The sequence below is a fragment of the Bradyrhizobium sp. SZCCHNS3016 genome (assembly GCF_032484535.1).
Taxonomy (GTDB): Bacteria; Pseudomonadota; Alphaproteobacteria; order Rhizobiales; family Xanthobacteraceae; genus Bradyrhizobium.
The window spans coordinates 113,542-133,167 of the sequence record NZ_JAUETE010000012.1 but is presented as its reverse complement, the minus strand read 5'-3'; the positions used below and the strand labels follow the sequence as shown (position 1 = coordinate 133,167).

Below are 19,626 nucleotides of genomic sequence, written 5' to 3'. Positions count from 1 at the left end.
CGGCGTTGCGGATCGACGAGCGCATCGGCGGCGGCAATCTGGTCACGCATCTGGCCGGCAAGAGCACGCAGATCTATCAGGCGCTGCACGGCGTCGGTGCCAGGATGGGACGAATGGACTCCTATGGCTGGCGGACGTTGGCGCGGGTGCCCACGCCGCACGACTTCGATGCCGCCATGCTGGAGGCGCACAAGAACGGTATCATACCGCTGATCCTGCTGGAGTACGAAGGCAGCTATCAGAGGTTGGATCCGCCGCAGCCGATCGGATCCTATCAGGACTGGTTCGCCGCCGGGCAGGCGATGGCGAGGCGTTTCCGTCCCGGTGGCGATTGGGGCCGCGAGAACGGCATTCCCGATTGGGGCGCAACCGTCTTCACCGCGATCAACGAGCCCGACGTGCAGGCCGCGATCCCGCGCCGGGACTATCACGACGCGCTGGCCGGGTTTGCGGACGGTGTTCACAGCGTCGACCCCAAGCTGCGGGTCGTTCCCGGCGGCTTTGCCACCTGCAACTCGCATGGCGATGCGACGTTGCGCGGCTACGGTCCGGCGATCGCCGATCTGCTCGAGGACGGCCGTCTCGACGGCATCGACCTGCATACCTACTACAATGATAAATGGTATCCGATGACCCGCGGCCGCGAGTTCTCGGTGCAGACCTGCTTCGACCGCATCAAGCAGGCGATGGGGCTGAGCCGTGACGTCAACTTCTACGCAACCGAGTTCAACGTCGCGCGCGCCGGCGCGTGGGACAGCGATACGGACGCGGCGAGATTGTTTCTCAATGCGATCTGGGACCAGCTTGCGGTGGTCGGCAAGGATGGCAGCATGCCGGTGTCCATGCTGGCGTTTCCTTGGAATCTCGGCGACACGCCCGACGTCGACGGTGTGGCCTATGCGATGGCGACGGGCAAGGATCCCTGGACCCCGGAGGCGCGCAGCCTCGTGGTGAAGACGGTGTTGCAGCTCGCCGGTCACATGAGGATCGTGTCCATCGACCGGCGGCTGGCGCTGTACACGCTGCGCGGATCGGATGCCGATTTGATCGTGTGGCAGAACATTGCCGGCTGGACCGACCGGCCGGGCCGCGCGGTCGAGCTCGAGCTGCCCGCATGGACGCGCAGCCTCGAGGTCTGGGGCTGGGATGGGCTGCGGCGCCGGATCGAGGCAAAGCCCGGACGTTTCTTCGTCGACGGCCTCAATGCCGATGAAACCTACATGTTTCGCGTGCCGCGGCCGTGAGCGGCGGCCCGGATCGCGAAGATCATGTCGGCGCTGATCGAAGCATGACGGGTGCGGCTCGCGTGTTCCATTAACTGAAAAGTAAGGCCAGCGCGACGTGGTTCACTGCCACCTGACCTTTCTACGATAATTGCAGCCACGACAATCCCGCCGCGCGACGGGTGACGCGCTGGACCTCTCTCGGGTGATGCTGGAATGCAGCCGACCAAAAAGGCCGAGATTGCGAACGACAAGCCGATGCCGGCGCAGGCCGTGACCGGGGTTCGCATCCGAGAGATCCGCACGGCGGATCTGCCGGCGGTCGCTGCGCTGCTGACGCGCGGATTCGCCTTCCGCAGCGAGGCCTATTGGCTGCGCGGACTCGAACGTCACGCGGCGCGCCCGCGGCCGGCCGGCTTTCCGGCATTCGGCTATTGTCTCGACCATGGCGGCGTTCCCGTCGGCGTGATCCTGCTGCTGTTCTCCGAGCTCCACAGCGGCGGTAAGCCGATCGTCAGGGCCAATGTCTCGAGCTGGTATGTCGAGCCGGCGTTCCGTGCCTTCAGCTCGATGCTGGTGCGCGCGGCGACGCGCGACAAGACGGTGACCTATTTCAACATCACGCCGGCCCCGCACACTTGGCCACAGGTCGAGGCTCAGGGCTTTTCGGTCTACTGCAAGGGACAGGTCTACGCCGCGCTGGCCCTGTCGCGACCGCGCTCGGATGTCCGTATCGAAGAATTCTCCGAGGACGATGTGCACGGGCTCTCTCCCGATGAGGCGGATCTGTTGCGGCAGCATGCGCAATGGGGGTGTCTCGGTCTCGTCGCGCGCGAGGCCGATGCGGCGTATCCGTTCGTGTTTCAGAAGCACCGGGTGATGAACGCGCTGCCGGTGTATCGCCTGCTGTATTGCCGGGATGTCGCCGACCTCGTGCGGCTGGCCGGCAACATCGGCCGGTTCCTGCTGCGGCGGGGCGGCCTGCTGGTGCGGCTCGATGCGAACGAGCCCGTTGCCGGGCTGGCCGGCTGGTACTCGGACAAGCGCGGACGCAAATATGCCAAGGGTCCGCATCCGCCGCGTCTCGGCGATCTCGCCTTTACCGAGGCCGCGCTGTTCGACGGCTGAGAGGTGGCAATTGATTGGGTTGCATGGTCCCGCTGCGGCGGCCGGGATACTGGCTCGCGTGGTCTATGGGACCGATGTGACGGCACGCACAGTCTGGGCTTCCGGCCTGCGCCATCCTCCTGGCAAGGGAGGTGGTCATCCATGTCTTACGTTTTCGAACTCGCGCTGGCGGCGATGCTGCTGTTCTTCTTGTTCCTGCCGATCACCGATCGCAGGACGGTCGTGATGAAGCTCTGCATGATCGTGGCAGTCGCTATCCTGTTCACGGTTGCGCTTGCCGTCCCGCATGGCGCTACACCCTCCGTCCAGGCTCTGCGGCTGACGGCGAACTGACGTGGCGCGGGTGGGCTCGGGCCTTGCCGCTCCAGCATGAAGTTTGGACGGGGCGATCCGGACGGCACGGCTCGCGGACCGAACGGCCGGCGGTTGGCAGTCCGCCCCTCATCGTGTAGCACCGGCTGAACGTCACGCCACGCTCAGGGGATCCGGATGCCTGCTCTTGCCCATGCGCTGCTCGCCGCCCTGAAGGACCATGGCGCCCGCGAGATCTTTGGCATTCCCGGCGACTTCGTGCTGCCGCTGTTCAAGGTCATCGAGGAGAGCAACATCCTGCCGAGCTTCACGCTGAGCCATGAGCCGGCGGTCGGCTTCGCTGCGGACGCGGCCGCGCGCTATCATGGCGGCCTCGGCGTCGCCGTCGTCACCTACGGCGCCGGCGCCTTCAACGTCGTGAACGCGGTCGCCGGCGCCTATGCCGAACGCTCGCCGGTCGTGGTGATCGCGGGCGCGCCCGGCGCGCGTGAGCGCGTCTCCGGTTTTCTGCTGCACCACCAGGCCCGCACCGTCGACACGCAGCTCGCGGTGTTCAAGGAGATCACCTGCGATCAGGCGGTGCTGAGCGATCCGGCCACGGCGCCGGCCCAGATTGCGCGCGTGCTGCGCAGCGCGAAGGAGATGTCGTTGCCGGTCTATCTCGAATTTCCGCGCGACATGGTCGATGCCGAGGTCGAGCCGGTGGTGCCGCTGCCGCCGCGGCGGGCCAGCCGCGAGGCGCTCGACGAATGCGTCGAGGAGATCCTCGCCCGCATCGCGCAGGCGGAGCGTCCCGTGATCGTCGTCGACGTTGAAATCCGCCGCTACGGCGTCGAGGACAGGATCGCGGCGCTCGCGCGCAAGCTCGGCCTGCCGCTGGTGACGACCTTCATGGGCCGCGGCCTGCTCGACAGGGCCGACGATGTCGTCGCCGGCACCTATCTTGGCGCCGCGGGCAATCCCGCGATCACGGAGCTGGTCGAGAATGCTGATCTCGTGCTGATGCTGGGCGTCATCCTGTCGGACACCAATTTCGCGCTGTCCAACCGGGCGCCGGACCCGCGCCGCATGATCCTGGCCGCCAGCCGTGAGGTTCAGATCGGCCATCACGCCTATCGCGACATGCCGCTCGGCGATCTGATCGATGCGCTCGACGAGCGCGCGGCACCGCGGGCCGCAGCTCCCGGCCTGCCGCGGCAGCGCTCGGTCTATCCGCGCGGCCTCGCGGCCGATGGTGCGCCGATTGCGCCTTCGGACATCGCGACCGCGGTCAACGACATGTTCGATCGCCATGGCCGAATGCCGATGACCTCCGATATCGGCGACTGCCTGTTCACCGCGATGGAGATCGACAATACCGCGCTGGCCGCGCCGGGCTACTACGCCGGGATGGGCTTCGGCGTGCCGGCTGGCATCGGCGTGGCCGCGACCGGCCTTCGTCCGCTGATCCTGGTCGGCGATGGCGCATTCCAGATGACCGGATGGGAGCTCGGCAACTGTCGCCGCTACGGCCTCGATCCGATCGTCGTGCTGTTCAACAATTGCAGCTGGGAGATGCTGCGCGTGTTCCAGCCGGAGTCGCGGTTCAACGATCTCGATGACTGGCACTATGCCGACATCGCCAATTCCATCGGCGGCACCGGCGAGCGCGTCGCCACCCGGAGCGAGCTCGTCGCTGCGCTGGAGCGCGCGGTGCATCGGCGCGGACGCTTCTCGCTGATCGAAGTGATGCTGCCGCGCGGCAAGACCTCGGACACGCTGGCGCGCTTCGTGGCAGGATTCAAGTCGGCGCGCGAGCGCATGGCTCAGGGCTAGGATGGCCGGAAGGGCGCTCTGAACGCGCGGCCGTCAACCGGTTGCCGACCGCAGCACCGTCTTGATCGCGTCACGGCCCTTCCAGGCGAAATAGGTGAGGCGGCCGCCGAGCGAGCGATGGCTGCGCAGCCTGTTGGAGCCGAGCACGTGCCCAACTTCTGCGGGGAAGCGCTTGACCTCGGCCTGCACCATTCTGTCGGTATTGGCCATGATGGCGTTCAGGCGCGTGCCCCACTCGGACTCGTCGATGCGATCGATGCGGACCTGGATCGCATACTCGATGTCATAGATGCTGGTGAGGATTTCCTTGGCGGTCACGACGCGGTTGTTCTTCAACGCGACACGAAGCGCGAGCCGCTTGTCCTCGAGCTGATCGAGCACCATCGGCACGGTCATGGCGTAGGGCGCAGCGATGACGTCCGCGACGTTCTTCGAGCGCGCCGCCTTGGTCGCCAGCCGCAACACCTGCCAGGGCTCCTTCAGACGCTTGGCGACCAGCGTCAACGCAAAGGGCACGGCTTCCGGCTGCCTCTTGCGCAGCGCATCGAGCAGCAGCACCATCTTCTTCACCTGCGGATCGTCGAACTCCACGATCCGGTCCGGCAGCGAATCGGCGAACTTTGCGAGTTCCTCGCGGGCGCGCAGCGCCTTCAACAGCTTGACGACGTCGTCGAACACCGACGGCGAGGCCGTATAGGCCTTCAGCTTGCTGCGGACCTGCTCGATGCCCTCGGCGCGCGCCAACGTGCCTTCCAGCGACTTCGTCACCTTGGTCTGGAACGCGCTCGCAACCTGGCGGATCTCGCGCTGCTTGTCCCCGGCGATCAGCTCCTTCATCTGCGCGTTGTAATCTCGCGCCATGGTCGGCAGCAGATCGCGCGAGATCCATTCCCAGATCGGCGTGAGGGAGCCGCGGGCAATGCGGCCCTCATTGGCGTGCTCCGGCGAACCGTCGATGAGAAGCTGCTCGACGGGCATGAAGAAGTAGCGCGAAGGATTGATGGTGCGGTGGCCGCCGGCGCCATTGTTGTTGCGGATCTCGGCGCGCAGCCGGGCCTGGAGGTCGGCGGATCCCGGCATGTCGACGCCGCTCAGCTCCAGCCGTTCGAGCTCGCTGAGCAGACAGCTTCGTGTCAGCGGTGACAACCGCTGCAGGAATTCCCAGATCCGGTCGACCGGTCCCATTGGCGTCAGGCTGTCAGCTATATGTCAAGGTCGCTCGTCTCCACGGACGAGCACGGAGCTCATCGAAGCACGAAACAGTTGGTGCGAAATTAATGTCAGTAAACAATCGTAGCATTGCACGACATCGTGGACAGGCGTCGCGGCACGCGCCGGGGACGGGTCTCCCGAAGCGCGGCATCACGCCCCGGCTTAACCATTTCAGATTGTAACTTTTGGGAAAATTATTGGCGGTTGCGCGAGTTGCCGGGAAAAATCCCGTATTGCTACGGACGGCATAATTAACCATGTTAAAGCTGCCGCCGCGTCAGAATGAGGCATGGCACAGCTGAACAACAGCCTTTCCGACGCTCACGCCGCACCTGCTCCGGGCGGCCAAGGGGTTAACGACCCGGACCTCCTGGCGACCCGTTCCGGCACGTCTGCGCCGCTCGCGATGGGACGTCACGACGACCAGGCCACGCTCGCTTTGGCGCGTCAGCTGAACGGTTCGCTCACCGCCCTGATGCTCTACATGGAGGAAATCAAGCAGCGCAGCGACGAGATCGCCAGGACGCCCGGCGAGCGCCGGCATGTCCAGGTGGTCGTCGACAACGCGTTGCTGCAGACAGAGCGGATCTGCGCCCTGGTCAACCAGATGTCCGGCGCGCACGGGCAGTTAAGACCGCTGTCGCGGACGGTGCCGGCTCACGAGCAGGGCACGGCGTCCGCGCGACCACCCGGCCGGGCCAGCAAGTCGCTGACCCCGCGCGAACACGAGGTCCTCAAGCTGATCAGTGAGGGGCATTCGAACAAGGAGGGCGCCTTGCGCATGGGCATCAGTCCCCGCACCTTCGAGAGCCATCGCGCCGAGGCCATGCGCAAGGTTGGCGCGCGCAACACAGCCGAACTCGTTCGCGCAGCACTTCTCAACCAGATCGGATGACGGCGGACGAGCGCGAATGCCGCGCTCGCGCTTTCGACCCCCGCGGTGCCCCGCGCTGCAGGCAATGAAGATCGGCGTCCGACCGGCTCGGTCGAACGCGCTGATCGGGACGCGGACGTCCGTGCTGTCAGAAATAATCCTCGGCGAAGGGGCGAACCCGGGAGGTCGGGCGCAGCGGCGCTTGCGCCTTGGGCGGTGCCGGCACGATCGTAATGGTCCAGCGCGGCGGTACGCTCGCTTCGTTCTCCATGACTGAACGGACGTGGCCGGTGATCGTCGATCCGCCGGATTTCACGGTCGCGGTCCGGCCGTTGAACTGCGCAATTCGGAAACGCCTGACTTCCTTCTGGTCGGCGGTTTCAAAAGTAAACATGGGACACATCTCCTATGTGACCCCGAGTCTCGCAGCTCATGATTAGTTGATTGTGAAAATCGTGAGCCGTAGAAGTACGGCGTCAACCTATTGTAAGGGAATATGAAGATCAGGTTCGGCGAATCCGCGTCGTGAACGTCTCGTTTGCCATCTCGATCGTCCGAGCCCGTCCTCGTTGCGGCGGTGCGGCGTGCGAGACGCCGCGCAGATCGGATTGCGCCATCGAGGCCTGCGGCCTCCCCGCTTCAATATTGCAGCTCCTGGGCGCGGGCGGCGGCGTAGGCGGCCTCGATGTTGTCGAGCAGCTCGGCATACTCCTTGGCGGACAGGCGTGGCGCGCTCTTCTCCAGCGCGAGCGCGTAGGTCGCAAGCCGACGGTAGCCGAAGGTTCCGGCTGCGCTCTTGAGCGAATGCGCCTCGCGGCCGATCTTGATGCGCTCGCCGTCGAGCGTCAGCTGGCGGAGCTGCTTCAGCCGCGCATCCGTCTCGCTGAAGAACACGTCGCGGATCTCCTCCGCGGCCTCGTCTCCGATCTCGCCGACCAGCTCGGCATAGGCTTCGCGGTCGAGCGCGGCTTCGGGAGCAATTTCGGTGTCGGTGGCAATGTCGGCGGCCCTGGCATCCGGCTGGGCCGGCACCAGCGGGGCGTCTGACGCCACGGTGTCCAGCACCGGCACGGGCAGGGGCAGCACGCGCAGGATGGCCTCCACGAGCGCTTTCTTGCGGGCCGGCTTGACGACGAAGTCGTTCATCCCGGCTTCCCGGCAGGCCCGGATATCCTCCATGAAGGCGTTCGCCGTGAAGGCGATGATCGGCACGTTGGAACGGCGCTCGCCTCGCGCGCGAATGGTCCGGGTTGCCTGGAAGCCGTCCATCTCCGGCATGCGGACGTCCATCAGGATCAGGTCGTAGTTGAAGCGGCTGGCGGCGGTGACGGCCTCGGCGCCGTCGCAGGCCGTGTCGGTCTGGATGTCGAAATCCTTGAGCATCTTGGTCGCGACCAGGCGATTGGTCGGATTGTCGTCGACCACGAGGACGCGCAGCGGCCGGCCGAACGCCGCGATCCGGTTCTGCAGCGAGGCGTAGATGCCGTCGTCGTTCTGCTCTGGCACCGCGATGGTCTCGGCAATCGGCAGCGTCAGGCGGAACGAGAAGGTGGATCCGCTGCCCAGCGTCGAGGTGACCTTGATGTCACCCCCCATCTGCTCGATCAGGCGCTTGCAGATCGCAAGCCCGAGTCCGGAGCCGCCGAACCGGCGGCTGATCGAATTGTCGGCCTGGACGAAGTTCGCGAACAGCGAGCCGATCTTGTCGGCGGCAATGCCGATGCCGGTGTCGGTCACCGTCCATTCCACCGTCGCCTTCTCGTCATCCTTCTCGATGCCGCGCGTCGTGACGACCACTTCGCCGGACGAGGTGAACTTGACCGCGTTGGACACCAGGTTGAGCAGGATCTGGCGAATGCGGCCGGCGTCGCCGACCAGCGCCGGCGGCACGGCCGGGTCGCTGACGCTCCTCAGCTTCAGGTCCTTGGCGGAAGCCCGCGGACCGATGATGCTCAGCGTGTTGTGGACCAGGGCCTCGGCGGAGAACGCGATGTCCTCGAGCGAGAGCTGGCCGGATTCGAGCTTGGAGAAGTCGAGAATGTCGTTGAGGATCTCGAGCAGATTGTCGCCGGCATTGTGGATCGCCACCACCGAGCGGCGCTGCTCGGGATCGAGATTGGTCTCCAGCAGCGTCGTGGCGAGGCCGAGCACCGCGTTCATCGGCGTGCGGATCTCGTGGCTCATCATCGCGACGAAGGTGGACTTCGCCGCGTTCGCGGCCTCGGCGGCCTCGATCAGGTGCTCGTGGCGTTCCCACCAGCGGGAGATCAGGACGGCGGCCGCGAACACGGCCATCGCGCTCACCAGGGACACGATGACCAGAAGCGTCGCCATGTCGCGCCAGGCCTTCAGGACGTCGTGCTCGAACACCGACACCACGATCATCGCGGGATAGTTCGGCAGCATCTTTGCCGCCCGCAGGCGCATCTCGCCGGTTCGTGCGGAGGGTTCGCGCAGCACGCCGCCGGCCGACAGCGCGCGCTGACCGAAGCCGGAGGTCGGCTTGCCGATCTCGCTCGTGGGCGGAAAATGCGCGAGCAGCGTACCGTCCTCGCGGATCAGCGACACCGCGGCATCGAGACCCTGCGCGGTAGAGCCGAAGAAGTTCTCCAGATAGGGCACGGACATGGCGCCGAGCATCATGCCCATGAACTCGCCATTGGAATCGTCGAGCCGGCGGGCAAAATAGATGTTCCAGGTGCCGTCGCCGCGATTCTGAACCGGCGTGCTGAGGAAGGTCTGCAGTGCAGGGTCGGCCTTCAGCGCCTTGAAATAGTCGCGGTCGGCGATGTTGACGTCCGGGATCGGCCAGTAGCGCGAGAAGTTCAGGAGCCCGCCTTGTGCGTCGATCAGCGTCACCGCATCGATCTGCGGCAGTCCTGCGATTTTCTCCTTGAGCAGGAGGTGGGTCTGATGGTCCGACGCGACCTTGCGAAACGTCGCAGCGTCGATGGCGCCGCCGCGCACCAGGTAGTCGCGCACGCTCGTGAGCACGAGGTCGACCGATTTCACCGAGCGGTCGGCGTTCTCTGCAAGCGTGAGACTATGGCGGCTGAGATCTTCCTCGGCGTGCTGAAGCGCGTTCTCGCGCAGGTTGGTGAGGAAGAACAGGTTGCTGCCGGCAATGACGCAGATGAGGATCAGCGCGATCGCTGCAGGCGCTCCCAGAAAGCGCTTCTTGTTGCTCATCGCCTGCTACCAGCCCGCCGCTCTGACCAGCCGCCGGCAATCGGTCTCCTGCGCGATCTGCTTCAGAGTCTGCCGGAGCCGCATCAGATCGATCGGCTTCGAGAAGGGAGGATATACGTTGAGCTTGAGACCGTTGCTGACACGAACCGAGGCGTAGAGCGCGTCCTCCTCGGCGGCGCTGACGATCAGCACCGGTCCCCGAAACTTCAACTGTGCGAGGCGACCGAGAACCTCGGTGCCGGAGCGGTCGCCCAGCGAGAGGTCCAGCGTGACGCAGTCGAAGTGCCCTCTCTGCAGGACGATCGAGGCGGCGTCGACCGAGCTCACGCCCGTCGTGTTGAAGCCGGCCTGTGCTGCGATCTTTCGCAAGATGGACAGATGCACGGCGGCATCTTCGATCACGAGGAGGTCGTTGCGCATGAATTCCCTGTCCCGTTGCCACCCTGACGGGGTCATCGGCAAGCAGGATTGTGTCTATCGGCCGGCTCTGACCCCCTCGTAAATTTTGGTTTCCGTACGACTACGGGGAGGGCACGGCGATGTATGCGTCCTGCCGTCGTCAACCACGCGGAGTTCGCCCGCCAAAGAGAAAGCGGCCGAACACCGGTCCGGCCGCCGCGCAGGACATTCCCAGGGAGCTCGGCTATTCGGCCGGGCCGAACACGGCTTCCATCTTGGTCTTGAGCGTCGCCGCATTGAACGGCTTGACGATGTAGTTGCTCACGCCGGCCTTCTTGGCGGCGATGACGTTTTCGGTCTTCGACTCGGCTGTGATCATGATGAACGGGGTCTTCGACAGCTCCGGGCTGGCGCGCACCTCCCGCAGCAGGTCGTAGCCGGTCATCGGTTCCATGTTCCAGTCGGAGATCACCAGACCGTACTTCTTCGCCTGCATCTTCGAGAGCGCGGCCGATCCGTCGCTGGCGTCGTCGACGTTCTCAAATCCGAGCTGCTTCAGCAGGTTGCGGATGATCCGGATCATAGTGGCGTAGTCATCGACCACCAGGATCGGCATCGACAGATCAAAGGCCATGTCATTACTCCGCGCGTTTGGTCAAAAGCCGAACACGGGCGAGGTATATCAGCACGAAGATTATTCGACGCTTCTTGGAACTCGCGCTCGTCAGCACGTCGACAATTATCAGCGCCCGTTGAACAGCGCGTTAATTCCAGCGGTGCCGACGACGGGGATCACGCGATGGGCCGTAGTTGTACGGAGGCAAGGGCGCTCGGCGAGGCAACGGCGCGCGACGAGCGAGGGCCGGAACGACGCCTGCTCACGGCACGCTGCGTGGCCGGACCAGATTCTCGTAGTGGGCCTTCACCGCACCGTAGCACTCGCACGCCGTCTTCTTCAGCCCGTCCAGATCGATGATCTCGATATGGCCGCGGCTATAGTGGATGAAGTCCGCCTGCTGCAGCGTGCTCGCCACCAGCGAGACGCTGTTGCGCCGGGCGCCGATCATCTGCGCCAGGGCCTCCTGGGTGATGTAGAGCTTGTTGCCGCCTGAAAGGTCATGCGTCTGCAGCAGGCAACGGGCGAGACGCGACTCGACGGTGTGGGCGGCGTTGCAACCGGCGGTCTGCTGGCTCTGCACGTAGATGGCGAGTGCGTGGCGCAACATCAGCGCGCGAAACGAGGGGCTCTGTTCGGCGGCCGCCCGTACCTTGTCGATGTCGACGACCGATGCCGCACCGGGAACGAGGACCACCGCGCTGTTCAGCACCACCGGATCGCCGCCCGCGAGCAGGGACATGCTTCCGAAGAGACTATCGCGACCGATCATCGCCACCTGAACGCGCTCTCCGCGCGCGAGGTTCACGACCAGCGAGATGACGCCGCGATGAGGAAAGTAGATGCGCGAAAGCTTTTCGCCGACCTCGGCGAGAATGGAGTCTTGCACCAGATCCACGGTCCGCAGATAGGGTCGGATCAGCTCGAAGTCATCGTCGGTCAGTGACGACAGGAAGCCGTTCGGAGAACGCAAGCTGGGGTCCAAAGCCATCTCCTGCATTGCAGTAACGGAGCCTCGCAGATCTCAATGCACTCATGGTTCCATAGAACTGCGTCCCATCCGCTGACAAGAAGAATTACGGGTAATATTCCCAGTAAAGGCCATTCGTTCCTGCTGTGCTCGTTGTCGTGCAGACGGGCGCGGATGCGCGGTTGCGCATTTGGCCATCAACATGTGTGCGATGTGCTGATCTGATAGCGCGCTGTTGTATACAGTCGGCACGCATCAGCCTCGCCTCGGCTGGTGAAAGCAGCGTAACGCGCTTGCGGCGAGCCTCCTTCTTGCTCCGGCCGCCGCAGCTCCGGCGGGCACGAACACCACGTAGCATGCGGCCGCAATTGACAGCGGACATCTTGAAGCCAAAATCGCTAATAAGCGCGCTGATTCGTTGACGGATCTTTTCCTGTCGGATGCAACCCTCGTCGCGAGTGGAGGCATCGGCCGGTGTTTTGCGACTGGCGGTGACGAGGTTGTCGTCATTGCAGGAGCAGGAGTCCGCCTGATGCTGCATCCAGCTGGAGCGCGATCGATGGTCAGCGATGAGACTGAGCGCCAAGACGAAGCTGAACGTTGCAGCGGCGTCCGTTCGTTTGCGTCCCGGTAGCCCCGCCGTCCTCCCCCCAACAGGTAATGCAGGATTCATGGCCTCTTCCACCTACCAGCGGTCCAACCAGTCGTTGCCGAGCGCGGGCGTAGACATTCCGGCCGCAGCGACGCCGGACATCCACCCAGGAATGGCGATCGTCGGTCAGGTTGCCGGCGGTCTGCTGCACGACTTCAACAACATTCTCACCGTGATCACGGGGACCATCGATATTCTCGCCGAAGCGGTCGAGGACAAGCCCGAACTGGCGGCCGTCGCGCGTCTGATCGACGAGGCTGCGACTCGTGGCGCTCGATTGACCTCGCAGCTTCTGTCGTTCGCAAGAGGCCGGCCGCCGCTGCCATGTGCGGTGGAGTTGAACGAGCTCCTGATCGACGTCGCTCGTCTGCTTCGTCCGACATTGGGCACCGAGGTCGAGGTGACGACATCGGTGGGCGCGGACGTGCCGGCCGTCTTCGCCGATCCGGGACAACTGATGGCGGCACTGCTGTGTCTTGCGATCGGGGCCCGACATCGATTGGAGCATGGCGGCCGCATCGACATCGAGGCAAGGCGCATGCGTGCGGACGCCTCGGGTGCCGACGGCATTTCCTCCGACGTGCTGATCGTGTTGACGGCGTCAGTGAGCGCGGCGGAAGCCTCTCCGGCCGATCCCGCCTTCTCGGAGATCCGCATGGTCGAGGATTTCGTCAGGCGTTCGAACGGACGTCTGGGGCTCAAGGAGCCGCGCGGCCGGACCGCCGGCGTCGAGATCGTCCTCCCGCGCGCGGACCGCGTCCCCTCGTAGTCGGCCGCTCTTCCGCAAGCTCATAGTTAGCGCTGCCTTAACGGTCGCACCGCGCATCGGCGCGCGCCGACCGCGAGACCGTGTCAGCGCGCCATTTTACCGCGAGTCCCTGCGGTCTGCGCGCATTTGATCGAACTGATTAGCGGCCAATTAGGATTAACGGCGGCGGCGGACGCCGCGCGCGGCCGTTCCGGGATCAATTTAACGAACGGGTAGGATTCCGCGGACCAGTCTGCGCCATCGCCGACAGAACGGTGCGGCGATGTCTACTCATGTTCATCCAGAAGGGAATGACAATGTCAGGTATCGTCCTCTCCGCGTCGGTTCGCCAGAACCTGCTCTCGCTCCAGTCGACGGCTCAGCTCCTCGCGACCACGCAGAACAACCTCTCCACGGGCAAGAAGGTCAACTCGGCGCTCGACAATCCGACCAACTTCTTCACCGCCCAGGGTCTCGACAACCGCGCTTCCGACATCTCCAATCTGCTCGACGGCATCGGCAACGGCGTGCAGGTGCTGCAGGCCGCCAACACCGGCATCACCTCGCTGCAGAAGCTCGTCGACAGCGCCAAGTCGATCGCCAACCAGGTGCTGCAGAGCGCGGTGGGTTACTCCACCAAGTCGAGCGTGACCTCGGCGGCTCTGACCGGCGCGACCGCCACCGACCTGCTCGGCTCCAGCTCGACGGCTGTGACCGGCTCGGTCGTGAACAACGACAATACCTCGAGCGCGGTGGCGATCACCGGCTCGACCAAGCTGTCGGGTACGGCAGGCACCGCGTCGAACAACCTCGCCACCGGCATCACCTCCGGTGAGACGCTGGTCGTCAACGGCACCACCTTCACCTTCGTCACCGGCACGTCCTCGTCCGGCACCAACATCGGCATCGGCGACAGCGTCAGCAACCTGCTGTCGGCGATCCAGACCCAGACCGGCGTGACCGCGTCGATCACCGCGGGTGCGATCACCCTGACGCCTCCGGCGGCGGGATTGACGCTCTCGGGCAGCACCGGCACCTTGGGCAAGCTCGGGCTGACTGCCGTCGGCGATGGCTTGTCAGGTCAGACCTTGACGGTCGGCGCCACAGGAGGTGGCACGGCGACCAGCATCACGTTCGGTCTAGGGACAGGACAGGTCAAGTCGCTGAACGATCTCAACGCCAAGCTCGCAGCCAACAACCTGCAGGCCACGGTCGACTCGTCCACCGGCAAGATCTCGATCACCACGACCAACGACGCGGCTTCGGCCACGATCGGCGCGATCGGTGGTACGTCGGCTGCGGCCAGCCAGGCCTTCAATGGTCTGACGGCGGCGGCTCCGGTGGCGGACGCGACCGCGCAGACGCAGCGCGCAAGCCTGGTCTCCCAGTACAACAACGTGCTGGCGCAGATCAACACGACCGCTGCTGACGCTTCGTTCAACGGCATCAACCTGCTGAACGGCGACACGCTGAAGCTGACCTTCAACGAAACCGGCAAGTCGACGCTGTCGATCACTGGTGTCACGTTCAACTCGGCGGGCCTCGGCCTCTCGACGTTGACCTCGGGCACCGACTTCCTCGACAACAGCTCGGCGAACAAGGTCATCGGCGTGCTCAACTCGGCGAGCTCCACGCTGCGCAACGAGGCCTCCACGCTGGGTTCGAACCTCTCTGTCGTGCAGGTTCGTCAGGACTTCAACAAGAACCTGATCAACGTGCTGCAGACCGGCTCGTCGAACCTGACGCTGGCCGACACCAACGAGGAAGCGGCCAACAGCCAGGCGCTGTCGACCCGCCAGTCGATCGCGGTGTCCGCGCTGTCGCTCGCCAACCAGTCGCAGGCGAGCGTGCTGCAGCTCCTGCGCTAAGGCGCGGGCGGCACCTACGAACATCGGAGGCGGCGGGGCTTGCCCCGCCGTTTTCGGCTCTAGAATAATCGAAGATTGACGTCGCTCGGCTTCGGCGTCTGCGGCGCCGGATCAGCCGGACAGCGAGCACGAGAGCAACGTCGTGTCGACGCGAATGCAGCCTGCCGACGACGCCGCTCCCGAGAGGAGACTCCCGAGAGGAGCCTTCTGAGAGGAGAGTTGGGCCATGCCCTTGCGGGTCGAGCTGAAGCCTTTCGAGCGCATCGTGATCGGCGACAGCGTCATCGTGAATTCGAACACGCGCGCCCGCTTCATCGTCGAAGGCGACGCGCCTATACTCCGCGAACGTGACACCGTCACCGCCGAGACCGCCGATACGCCGGCCAAGCGCCTCTATCTCTGCGTCCAGACAATGTACCTGAAGAACGACGCGATCCGCTATCGCGCGTCCTATCTCGCCTGCATGAACGAGTTGCGTAGGGCGATTCCGGAAGCCGCCGGCCAAGCCGAGACGGTGGATCGCCATGTCACGGAAGGAGCGCTGTACAAGGCGCTGAAGGAGATCAGGGCGCTGATCGAGCGAGAGGATCGCGCAGTCGCGCCGGCCGAAGCGATGCCTTGACATTCCGGCCGCCGAAGGGGCCGGGCTCGCCGCAGCCTGAGAGGTTGATGCTACGTCCGTATTAGCACGGACAATAAAATTAACGGGACGGATAAAAGCCCCACCTAACGATGGCACGGACGAAAGTCTGTTCAGCCCAGTCAGCGAGGGCCGGGTATCGATCCGCGCGGCTGGTGAAGGCTGGGACCGACCGTTGCTCTGACAGGGATCAGCGGTCGCCCCGTGACCGCGGCGCCAATTCTTGGAAGGCCAGTTTCATGGACGATCTGTTGCGTGAGTTCCTGACGGAGACCAGCGAGAGCCTGGACACCGTCGATAATCAATTGGTGCGGTTCGAGCAGGAGCCGAACAACGCCAAGATCCTCGATAACATCTTCCGGCTGGTGCACACGATCAAGGGGACCTGCGGCTTCCTCGGCCTGCCGCGGCTCGAAGCGCTGGCGCATGCCGCCGAGACCCTGATGGGCAAGTTCCGCGACGGCATGCCGGTCACCGGCGAGGCCGTGACGCTGATCCTCACCACCATCGACCGCATCAAGGACATCCTGGGACAGCTCGAGGCCAACGAGGCCGAGCCCGAGGGCGAGGACCGCGACCTCATCAGCGAGCTCGAAGCCATGGTCGAGCGCGGCATGGCGGCAATGGCCGCGTCGGCGGAGCCGATCGCGATGGCCGGCGAGACCGCGCCACCGCTTGCGCCTGCAGCGCCGGCCGCGCCCGCGGTCACGCACGGCTCGCTGATCGACCAGACGCTGGAGCGTCCGCTGCGTCCGGGCGAAGTGTCGCTCGACGAGCTCGAGCGGGCCTTCCGCGAGACCGCGATCGAGTTGCCGCCCGCGCATGAGAAGGCGCCTGAGCCCAAGGCCGCTGCCCCGGCGCCGGTCGCCAAGGCCGGGCCTGCCAAGGCGGAAGCAGAGGCCAAGGCCGAGGCGCCGAAGAAGGCGGCGCGCGCCAAGGCCAATGCCGATGGCGAGGTGCACGAGAACGACAAGGTCGCCAACCAGTCGATCCGCGTCAACGTCGACACGCTCGAACATCTGATGACGATGGTCTCGGAGCTGGTGCTGACGCGCAACCAGCTGCTCGAGATCGCCCGCCGCAACGAGGACACCGAGTTCAAGGTGCCGCTGCAGCGGCTGTCCAACGTCACCGCCGAGCTGCAGGAGGGCGTCATGAAGACGCGCATGCAGCCGATCGGCAATGCCTGGCAGAAGCTGCCGCGCATCGTCCGCGATCTCGCCACCGAACTCGGCAAGCAGATCGAACTCGAGATGCACGGCGCCGACACCGAGCTCGACCGCCAGGTGCTCGACCTGATCAAGGACCCGCTCACCCACATGGTGCGCAACTCCGCCGATCACGGCCTGGAGACGATGGCCGAGCGCGCCGCGGCCGGCAAGGCCGAGCAGGGCACGATCCGGCTGTCCGCCTATCATGAAGGCGGCCACATCATCATCTGCATCGCCGACAACGGCCGCGGCCTCAACACCGAGCGCATCAAGGCCAAGGCCTTGGCGAACGGCCTCGTCACCGAGGCCGAGCTCGAGAAGATGACGGAAGCGCAGATCCACAAGTTCATCTTCGAGCCGGGCTTCTCGACCGCGGCCGCCGTCACCTCGGTCTCGGGCCGCGGCGTCGGCATGGACGTGGTGCGCACCAACATCGACCAGATCGGCGGCACCATCGACATCAAGTCGGTGCTCGGCGAGGGCACCTCGGTCACCATCAAGATCCCGCTGACGCTCGCGATCGTCTCGGCGCTGATCGTCGAAGCCGGTGGCGACCGCTTCGCGATCCCGCAATTGTCGGTCGTCGAGCTGGTGCGCGCGCGCGCCAACTCCGAGCACCGCATCGAGCGCATCAAGGACACCGCGGTGCTGCGCTTGCGCAACAAGCTGCTGCCGCTGATGCATCTGAAGAAGCTCTTGAAGATCGACGACGGCTCGTCGACCGATCCGGAGAACGGCTTCATCGTGGTGACGCAGGTCGGCAACCAGACCTTCGGCATCGTGGTGGACTGCGTGTTCCACACCGAGGAAATCGTGGTCAAGCCGATGTCGACCAAGCTGCGTCACATCGACATGTTCTCGGGCAACACCATCCTGGGCGACGGCGCCGTGATCATGATCATCGATCCGAACGGCATTGCGAAAGCGCTCGGCGCCGCCGGCTCGGCCTCGCAGGCGGTATCCGACGAACACGCCGCGCATCACGCGATCGGCGGCGAGCAGCTCACCTCGCTCCTGGTGTTCCGCGCCGGCACGGCGCAGCCCAAGGCGGTGCCGCTGGCGCTGGTCACGCGCCTGGAGGAGATCGCGGCCGACAAGATCGAGATCTCCAACGGCCGCTACATGGTGCAGTACCGCGACCAGCTGATGCCCTTGGTGCAGATGGAAGGCGTGTCGGTGCAGACGTCAGGCTCGCAGCCGATCCTGGTGTTCGCCGACGAGACCCGGGCGATGGGCCTCGTGGTCGATGAGATCATCGACATCGTCGAGGAGCGGCTCAACATCCAGGTCTCCGGCGCCAAGGACGGCATCCTCGGCTCGGCGGTGATCAAGGGCCAGGCGACGGAAGTGATCGACGTCGGCCACTTCCTGCCGATGGCGTTCGCCGACTGGTTCATCCGCAAGGAGATGGCGACCGAGTCGCAGACGCAGTCGGTGCTCTTGGTCGACGACTCGCCGTTCTTCCGCAACATGCTGGCGCCGGTGTTGAAGTCGGCCGGCTACAAGGTGCGCACGGCGGCATCGGCGATCGAGGGCCTCGCCACGCTGCGTTCCGGGCACAGCTTCGACATCGTCGTCACCGACATCGAGATGCCGGAGATGAACGGCTTCGAGTTTACCGAGGCGATCCGCGCCGACCAGAACCTGAACCAGATGCCGGTCATCGCGGTGTCGTCGCTGGTGTCGCCGGCGGCGATCGAGCGCGGCCGCCAGGCCGGGCTCTACGACTACATCGCCAAGTTCGACCGGCCCGGCCTGATCGCGGCGCTGAAGGAACAGATCGAGGAACGGGCGCGCGCCGAAGCCAACCGGCGGGCCGCGTGACAGCAAGCGGACAGGAGTAGCGTGCGATGAGCAGCAAGATCGAAACCACCGAAGGCGCCGCCGTCGAATACGTCACTGCGATGATCGGCGGCCAGCTGTTCGGCCTGCCCATCTCGCGGGTGCAGGACGTGTTCATGCCGGAGCGGGTGACGCGGGTGCCGCTGTCGTCGGCGGAGATCGCCGGCGTCCTGAATCTGCGCGGCCGCATCGTGACCGTCGTCGACATGCGGGCGCGGCTCGGCCTCGCCCGCGCCGAGGACGGCAAGCCGCCGATGGCGGTCGGCGTCGATCTGCGTGGCGAGTCCTATGGTCTCCTGATCGATCAGATCGGCGAGGTGCTGCGGCTGCCCGAGGAGGGCCGGGAGGAGAACCCGGTCAATCTCGACCCGCGCATGGCGAAGCTCGCCGGCGGCGTGCACCGCCTCGACGGTCAGCTGATGGTCATCCTCGATGTCGATCGCGTGCTCGAACTCCTGCCGAAGGCAGCAATCGCCGCCTAGTCCGTCAACCGTCCCATAGGGGAGACAACAATGAAGAGCTGTCTGGTCGTGGATGACTCCAGCGTCGTGCGCAAGATCGCACGCCGTATCCTGGAGGAGCTGGGCTTCTCCGTCGTCGAGGCGGAGGATGGCGAGCGGGCACTCGAGATCTGCACCAAGAGCCTGCCGGACGCCATTCTGCTCGACTGGAACATGCCCGTCATGGACGGTTATGATTTCCTCGGGCGCCTGCGCCGGCTGCCGGGCGGCGAAGGCCCGAAGGTGGTGTTCTGCACCACGGAGAACGACATCGATCATATTTCGCGCGCGCTGAACGCTGGCGCCAACGAATACATCATGAAGCCGTTCGACAAAGAGATTGTCGCCGCCAAATTCCAGGAAGTCGGTCTCATCCAGGCGCTGTCAGCCGAATCCGCCTGATCCCTTCGTCTGCCCAGAAGAGGCC

Annotated in this window: 17 protein-coding genes; 11 read left to right on the top strand and 6 right to left on the bottom strand. The window is 65.2% G+C overall.

What is annotated here, in order from left to right; translation table 11 throughout:
* Positions 1–23 precede the first annotated feature (23 nt).
* The 4 genes from QW881_RS22520 (at position 24) to ipdC (ending at position 4,478) form a co-directional block, all read left to right on the top strand.
* Positions 24–1,244 (top strand): hypothetical protein, encoded by a 1,221-nt coding sequence (locus tag QW881_RS22520; RefSeq protein WP_409999003.1) that lies wholly within the window; start codon positions 24–26, stop codon positions 1,242–1,244.
* A 195-nt stretch (positions 1,245–1,439) separates the two neighbouring features.
* Positions 1,440–2,351, top strand: coding sequence for an acyl-CoA acyltransferase (locus QW881_RS22515; protein ID WP_315757202.1), 912 nt, complete (start codon positions 1,440–1,442; stop codon positions 2,349–2,351).
* A gap of 141 nt (positions 2,352–2,492) precedes the next feature.
* Positions 2,493–2,684, top strand: a complete 192-nt coding sequence (locus QW881_RS22510) for a hypothetical protein (RefSeq protein WP_315757203.1) — start codon at positions 2,493–2,495, stop codon at positions 2,682–2,684.
* A 156-nt stretch (positions 2,685–2,840) separates the two neighbouring features.
* Positions 2,841–4,478, top strand: a complete 1,638-nt coding sequence (gene ipdC / locus QW881_RS22505) for an indolepyruvate/phenylpyruvate decarboxylase (protein ID WP_315757204.1) — start codon at positions 2,841–2,843, stop codon at positions 4,476–4,478.
* Between the two features lie 33 nt (positions 4,479–4,511).
* Here the strand turns inward: ipdC and QW881_RS22500 are convergent, their stop codons facing one another.
* Positions 4,512–5,663 (bottom strand): hypothetical protein, encoded by a 1,152-nt coding sequence (locus QW881_RS22500; RefSeq protein WP_315757205.1) that lies wholly within the window; start codon positions 5,661–5,663, stop codon positions 4,512–4,514.
* A gap of 316 nt (positions 5,664–5,979) precedes the next feature.
* On the opposite strand from QW881_RS22500, the gene QW881_RS22495 reads away from it, so the two are divergent.
* Positions 5,980–6,585 (top strand): LuxR C-terminal-related transcriptional regulator, encoded by a 606-nt coding sequence (locus tag QW881_RS22495; protein WP_315757206.1) that lies wholly within the window; start codon positions 5,980–5,982, stop codon positions 6,583–6,585.
* Between the two features lie 127 nt (positions 6,586–6,712).
* On the opposite strand, the gene QW881_RS22490 is transcribed toward QW881_RS22495, so the two are convergent.
* The 5 genes from QW881_RS22490 to QW881_RS22470 all read right to left on the bottom strand — a co-directional run bounded on the left by QW881_RS22490 (position 6,713) and on the right by QW881_RS22470 (position 11,753).
* Positions 6,713–6,958, bottom strand: a complete 246-nt coding sequence (locus QW881_RS22490) for a hypothetical protein (protein ID WP_315740795.1) — start codon at positions 6,956–6,958, stop codon at positions 6,713–6,715.
* 245 nt (positions 6,959–7,203) lie between these two features.
* On the bottom strand, positions 7,204–9,753 hold the full coding sequence (locus QW881_RS22485) for a hybrid sensor histidine kinase/response regulator (RefSeq protein WP_315757207.1): 2,550 nt from the start codon (positions 9,751–9,753) through the stop codon (positions 7,204–7,206).
* 6 nt (positions 9,754–9,759) lie between these two features.
* On the bottom strand, positions 9,760–10,173 hold the full coding sequence (locus QW881_RS22480) for a response regulator (RefSeq protein WP_315757208.1): 414 nt from the start codon (positions 10,171–10,173) through the stop codon (positions 9,760–9,762).
* A gap of 223 nt (positions 10,174–10,396) precedes the next feature.
* The gene (locus QW881_RS22475) at positions 10,397–10,786 is read right to left on the bottom strand and encodes a response regulator (protein ID WP_008968243.1); all 390 of its coding nucleotides are present in this window, start codon (positions 10,784–10,786) and stop codon (positions 10,397–10,399) included.
* Positions 10,787–11,030: 244 nt separating this feature from the next.
* Positions 11,031–11,753, bottom strand: a complete 723-nt coding sequence (locus tag QW881_RS22470) for a Crp/Fnr family transcriptional regulator (RefSeq protein ID WP_315757209.1) — start codon at positions 11,751–11,753, stop codon at positions 11,031–11,033.
* Positions 11,754–12,409: 656 nt separating this feature from the next.
* Here QW881_RS22470 and QW881_RS22465 point away from each other — a divergent pair.
* The 6 genes from QW881_RS22465 to QW881_RS22440 all read left to right on the top strand — a co-directional run bounded on the left by QW881_RS22465 (position 12,410) and on the right by QW881_RS22440 (position 19,601).
* Entirely contained in the window at positions 12,410–13,159 is a 750-nt protein-coding gene (locus tag QW881_RS22465) for a histidine kinase dimerization/phospho-acceptor domain-containing protein (RefSeq protein ID WP_315757210.1), read from the top strand.
* 296 nt (positions 13,160–13,455) lie between these two features.
* Complete coding sequence (locus tag QW881_RS22460) at positions 13,456–15,006, top strand: flagellin (RefSeq protein WP_316158702.1); 1,551 nt, start codon at positions 13,456–13,458, stop codon at positions 15,004–15,006.
* A gap of 226 nt (positions 15,007–15,232) precedes the next feature.
* Entirely contained in the window at positions 15,233–15,628 is a 396-nt protein-coding gene (gene flbT / locus QW881_RS22455; protein WP_315740791.1) for a flagellar biosynthesis repressor FlbT, read from the top strand.
* A gap of 257 nt (positions 15,629–15,885) precedes the next feature.
* The gene (locus QW881_RS22450; RefSeq protein ID WP_315757213.1) at positions 15,886–18,681 is read left to right on the top strand and encodes a hybrid sensor histidine kinase/response regulator; all 2,796 of its coding nucleotides are present in this window, start codon (positions 15,886–15,888) and stop codon (positions 18,679–18,681) included.
* Positions 18,682–18,707: 26 nt separating this feature from the next.
* Positions 18,708–19,181 (top strand): chemotaxis protein CheW, encoded by a 474-nt coding sequence (locus QW881_RS22445; RefSeq protein WP_315716970.1) that lies wholly within the window; start codon positions 18,708–18,710, stop codon positions 19,179–19,181.
* Positions 19,182–19,211: 30 nt separating this feature from the next.
* Positions 19,212–19,601 carry a response regulator gene (locus tag QW881_RS22440; protein WP_315716971.1) on the top strand — a complete coding sequence of 130 codons (390 nt, stop codon included), beginning with the start codon at positions 19,212–19,214 and terminating at the stop codon, positions 19,599–19,601.
* Positions 19,602–19,626 lie beyond the last annotated feature (25 nt).